This is a genomic window from Patiriisocius marinistellae, assembly GCF_009014635.1.
Classification (GTDB): domain Bacteria; phylum Bacteroidota; class Bacteroidia; order Flavobacteriales; family Flavobacteriaceae; genus Patiriisocius; species Patiriisocius marinistellae.
Map to the genome: position 1 here is coordinate 1 of NZ_BKCF01000026.1, position 1,392 is coordinate 1,392.

Below are 1,392 nucleotides of genomic sequence, written 5' to 3' on the forward strand. Positions count from 1 at the left end.
GCCAAATTTTTAAATTTGACGACTTTCCAATAAAAAAGATAATAAGAAAAATTTAAAAATTCAGCTCGTGCTTCATCCGAAATTAATTGTTTAATTTACACGCTACGAGCCATATACAAGACCGTTGGCAAACATTAACTAAAAAAAATAATTTGGGAATAAAAGAAAATTACGAAAGGATAAAAGAAGCAATAAGTCTTTTGAAGTATTCAAGAGAATATCTTTCCAATGATGAAAAACCGTATTTATTTGGCAACCTCGATGATTTAAGGAAAGGTGTTGAATTATTGTCTGAGATAGATTTTCTCGAATCTTATGTTGATGAATTAAAAAAAGACTCAGGAATTTTTGACACACATAAAAACTCGGAAAAATTCGTTTCCAGTCAAGAAAATATTATTGTTAGAAATGTAGAATATTTACGTGCTGGACTTACTTTTCTTCTGGATTATTTTGATAAGACTACTAAGAATGAAAAGAATCTTGATGCCATTACCATAAAATTACCTGAACTCAATAGTTTTGATGATCTAAACAAAATTTCTAATGAACTCAAGAAGGCTATAGAATTACCTATAATAGATGCAGGAATTGATAAAAGTAAAACTGAAATAATATCTGCTGATAGAGGTTCAATTTGGTTAAATGTAGCGTTAGGAACAATTGGAGCTGTAAAACTTATTGCAGGTATTGTATGGGCAGCTTCGGTAATAAGAAAAAAACGCGCAGAAGCAAAGATTTTTGAAGAACACGCAAAAACCTTAGAATTAAAAAATGATGCACTTAAAGATATTATTAATGCGCAAAAAATACAGGTTAAAAATATACTGAATGCGGAAGCTCAAGCAATTGCTAGTGAACATTACGATCATACAGATCCTGAAACAATTAAAAGACTTGAATTATCCATATCAACAACATCGGATCTTATTGATCGAGGAGTAAAAATTTTGCCTACAGGAAATTCAAATGATAGCCTAAAAGAATTATTTCCTGATTACGACAAACTCAATTTAATTCAATCCACAATTAAGCAAATTAGAAATGAATAAAACGTTTGCCAACAACGTATATAAAAAATAGCGCGAGTCGTTGCTAATACAAAGGTTCGGGCATTTTTAGGAAGTCGCTAAATTTTTAAATTTGACAAATTCCCAAAAATAAAATAATTAGTAAAATTTAAAAATTCGGCTTGTGTTTTATCCGAAAATTATCGCTTATTTTCAGCGCTACTTTTCATATACAAGACCGTTGCCAGTAATTTAAAAAATGAACTTTCCTGAAATAGGTTGACTAAAAATTAAACCTTTAATTATAGTCACTTATGAAAACACAAAATGAACACTGGCGAAAAAAAAGCTATCAAAAAGCAACTTTAGAGACGAAACTTTT

Annotated in this window: 1 protein-coding gene; it reads left to right on the forward strand. The window is 29.7% G+C overall.

The features are described from left to right. Positions 1 to 152: 152 nt before the first annotated feature. Positions 153 to 1,052 carry a hypothetical protein gene (locus GB234_RS14965; RefSeq protein ID WP_151895383.1) on the forward strand — a complete coding sequence of 300 codons (900 nt, stop codon included), beginning with the start codon at positions 153 to 155 and terminating at the stop codon, positions 1,050 to 1,052. Positions 1,053 to 1,392 lie beyond the last annotated feature (340 nt).